Source organism: Williamsia sp. (assembly GCF_036566845.1).
In the GTDB taxonomy this organism is placed as follows: Bacteria; Actinomycetota; Actinomycetes; order Mycobacteriales; family Mycobacteriaceae; genus Williamsia.
In genome coordinates this window covers 1-4,047 of record NZ_DATCVM010000174.1, presented here as the reverse complement: position 1 = coordinate 4,047, position 4,047 = coordinate 1, and the positions used below count along the sequence as shown (strand labels likewise).

At 64.8% G+C, this 4,047-nt stretch carries 3 protein-coding genes; 2 read left to right on the top strand and 1 reads right to left on the bottom strand.

Features of this window, described 5'->3' with window-relative positions; translation table 11 throughout:
* Positions 1-197: 197 nt before the first annotated feature.
* A complete protein-coding gene (locus VIQ49_RS16605; RefSeq protein WP_414731650.1) occupies positions 198-1,175 on the bottom strand; it encodes a heme o synthase in 978 nt (325 codons plus the stop codon).
* A gap of 271 nt (positions 1,176-1,446) precedes the next feature.
* Here VIQ49_RS16605 and tkt point away from each other — a divergent pair, with 271 nt between their 5' ends.
* Positions 1,447-3,543 (top strand): transketolase, encoded by a 2,097-nt coding sequence (gene tkt, locus VIQ49_RS16600; RefSeq protein ID WP_331886558.1) that lies wholly within the window; start codon positions 1,447-1,449, stop codon positions 3,541-3,543.
* A 32-nt stretch (positions 3,544-3,575) separates the two neighbouring features.
* The coding region (locus VIQ49_RS16595) for a transaldolase family protein (protein WP_331886556.1) at positions 3,576-4,047 on the top strand (472 nt) is incomplete at its 3' end.

Sequence of the window (4,047 nt, the reverse complement as noted above, 5' to 3'; positions counted from 1 at the left end):
CGGTGCCCCCGCCACTGTCGGCTCCGAATATGGCTGCCACCCAGCGTCCTCGGGACCCGGTCCCGGACCGTACGGATTTGACACTATTCCCCCTGATGTCCTTAGCGGCGGGCCATCATCCCAATGGCTGCCCAGAAGACGTTAACCTGTTGTGCCGCATCTGCCATCACAGCGTCGACCATTCGGTCGACGGGTGGTCAGAACAGGCTGGACAGCGTCGGCAGTCCGATGACGGAATCGACTGCCAGACCGCAGAAAACGATGGCCAGATACTCGTTGGACTGGAGAAACACCTTGAGAGGCACCACTTCTTCGCCGCGCTGGGTCCCGCGATAGAGCTTGTGAACCACGTAGATGAACCAGCCACCCGCGATCAGCGAGACCACGGCGTAGATCCAGCTGGTCGCCAGACACAGGACCAGGGTGCTCAGGACGGTCGCCCAGGTGTAGTAGAGCATCTGCCGGGTGACCTGCACCTCGGTGGCGATGACCGGCAACATCGGGACGCCCGCGGCGCGGTAGTCCTCCTTGTAACGCATCGCCAGTGCCCACGTGTGTGGCGGAGTCCAGAAGAAGATCACCGCGAACAGCACCAGCGGTTCCCAGCTGAGGGTTCCGGTGACGGCGGCCCAGCCGACAAGTGTCGGCATGCATCCGGCGGCGCCGCCCCAGACGACGTTCTGCCAGGTCCGTCGCTTCAAGATCATCGTGTAGACGAAGACATAGAACGCGATGGTCGCCATCACCAGGAGCGCGCTGAGCAGGTTGGTCGTCGCGAACAGCACCCCGAAGGACGCCGCGCCCAGGATCAAACCGAAGATCAGGGCGTTGCGCGTCGACACCGCGTGACGGGCCAACGGCCGCCGCTGGGTGCGCTTCATCTTCTGGTCGATGTCCGCGTCGACAACCATGTTCAGTGTGTTTGCGCTGGCTGCGCCGAGCCATCCACCGAGCAACGTCCAGGCCATCAACGCCGGGTCGACATGTCCGCGGTCAGCGAGGAGCATCACCGGAATCGTCGCCACGAGCAGTAGCTCGATGACCCGAGGCTTCGTCAACGCGAGGTACGCCAGGACCAAGGCCCCAATCCGCCCACGAACGCTGGTGGCGCGCTCCACGGGAGGAGCATCACCACCACCTGACGCTGGGGAAGAGGCGAAACCGTGTCCGCTCACACGTTCCCCAATCCGCACTAGATCTCCTGACTCGAGCCCATCTACTACAGAGAATGGTAGACGGAGGTCGGCCGCAAACAGCAATCGAGGTCCGATCGGCGGGTTGCCTGCGGCGTCATCTACCACGGGACATTCGCAGCCCATTCGTATGCCGTGGCTCACGGCGTCGACATCGGGCGACTAAGCTTGGTGTGGGCTGTGCGTAGCCCAGGCCAGTAGCAATGTCGAGCCCGAAGAATCACGAAGTCGAATTTGAGGAGTTCAGGAAAACGTGTCAGCAACAGATGAGATTCGCACTCTAACTCAGGCTTCACACCCCGCCGACTGGACGGCAGTGGACACCAAAGCAGTTGACACGGTTCGAGTTCTGGCCGCCGACGCGGTCCAGAAGTGCGGCAGCGGGCACCCCGGAACCGCCATGAGCCTGGCTCCCCTGGCGTACACCCTGTTCCAGCGGGTGATGAAGCACGATCCCAACGACACCGACTGGATCGGGCGCGATCGCTTCATCCTCTCGTGTGGCCATTCCAGCCTGACCCTGTACATCCAGCTCTACCTGGGCGGATTCGGACTCGAACTCGCCGACATCGAGGCGCTGCGCACCTGGGACTCCAAGACACCCGGGCACCCTGAGTACCACCACACGCGCGGTGTGGAGATGACCACCGGACCGCTCGGCCAGGGCCTGGCCTCCGCAGTGGGCATGGCGATGGCCGCCCGCTACGAGCGTGGCCTGTTCGACCCTGACGCACCCGTCGGGGCCAGCGCCTTCGATCACCACATCTATGTGGTCGCCTCCGACGGCGACATCGAGGAGGGGGTCACCTCCGAGGCGAGCTCGCTGGCCGGGACGCAGCAGCTCGGCAACCTCATCGTCTTCTATGACAAGAACCACATCTCGATCGAGGACGACACCGACATCGCGCTGTCCGAGGATGTCGCCGCCCGCTACGAGGCGTACGGCTGGCATGTGCAGCACGTCGAGGGCGGCGAGAACGTCACCGCGATCGAAGAGGCGATCGAGAACGCGAAGGCCGTGATCGACAAGCCGTCGATCATCGTGCTCCGTACGATCATCGGTTACCCGGCCCCGAACAAGATGAACACCGGCGGCATCCACGGTTCGGCTCTCGGAGCCGACGAGGTCGCTGCCACCAAGGCCGCGCTCGGATTCGATCAAGAGAAGACCTTCGAGGTCTCCGACGAGGTCATCTCGCACACCCGCAAGCTCCTCGACCGTGGGGCCGAGCTGCACACCGCCTGGAGCAAGTCTTTCGACGAGTGGGCCGCGGCCTACCCCGACCGCAAGAAGCTGCTCGACCGGGTGACCGCCCACGAACTGCCCGAGGGCTGGACCGAGGCCCTGCCGACGTGGTCGGTGGGAGACAAGGATGTCGCAACGCGCTCCGCCTCCGGCAAGGTCCTGTCCGCACTCGCGCCGGTCCTGCCCGAATTATGGGGCGGCTCAGCCGATCTCGCCGGCAGCAACAACACCACGATGGATGGCGCGGCATCGTTCGGCCCAGAAGGCATCAGCACCAAGAGCTGGAGCGCGAACCCCTACGGCAGAACGCTGCACTTCGGTATCCGCGAGCACGCGATGGGGGCGATCCTCTCCGGCATCGCTCTGCACGGTCCCACCCGCGCCTACGGCGGTACGTTCCTGCAGTTCGCCGATTACATGCGCCCCGCAGTGCGCCTGGCCGCCCTGATGCAGACCGATCCGATCTACGTCTGGACCCACGATTCGATCGGCCTCGGTGAAGACGGCCCGACCCACCAGCCGATCGAGCACCTCGCGGCCCTGCGTGCCATCCCGAACCTCGACGTCGTCCGACCGGGTGATGCCAACGAAACCGCGTACGCCTGGGCCGAGGTGCTGCGGCGGCGCCACAACCCGGCCGGCCTGGCACTGACCCGCCAGAACCTGCCGATCCTCGAGGGCACGTCCGCCGAGGGTGTGGCCAACGGTGGCTACGTCCTGTCCGAACCCGATACCACCCCGCAGGTGGTCCTGATCGGAACCGGATCCGAGGTCTACCTCGCCGTCGATGCGGCGAAGGCACTGAAGGACAAGGGCATTGCCGCGCGCGTTGTCTCGATGCCGTGCGTCGAGTGGTTCGACGAGCAGGATGCCGAGTACCGCGACTCCGTGCTGCCGCCGAGCCTGAAGGCTCGCGTTGTGGTCGAAGCCGGCATCGCGATGCCGTGGTACCGGCTGGTCGGCGACGGCGGCGAGATCGTCTCGATCGAGCACTACGGTGCATCGGCCGATTACAAGATCCTTTACGAGAAGTTCGGCGTCACCGCCGAAGCAGTCACCGCCGCCGCCGAGCGCGCCATTGCGAAGCAGTCCACTCCCGCCTGATCTCCAACCTCCCATCTGAAATGGAGCACGACATGAGCGAACAGAACGCAAATCTTGCTGCACTGGCCGAGGCCGGCGTCTCGGTCTGGCTCGACGATCTCTCCAGGACCCGCATCGAATCGGGCAACCTGGCCGAGGTCATCGCCACGAAATCCGTTGTCGGAGTGACCACGAACCCGTCGATCTTCCAGGCGGCTCTGTCCAAGGGCGACGCCTACGATGCCCAGGTCAACGAACTCGCGGCCCGCGGCGCCGACGTCGACGCCACCATCCGGACGGTCACCACAGACGACGTCCGCAATGCGTGCGACGTGCTGGCCCCGCAGTACGAGGCCTCCAAGGGTGTCGACGGCCGGGTGTCGATCGAGGTCGATCCCCGTCTGGCAAACGACACCGACCAGACCATCGCCCAGGCGGTGGAACTGTGGAAGATCGTCGACCGGCCGAACCTGTTGATCAAGATCCCGGCGACACTCGCGGGTCTGCCGGCCATCACCAAGGTGA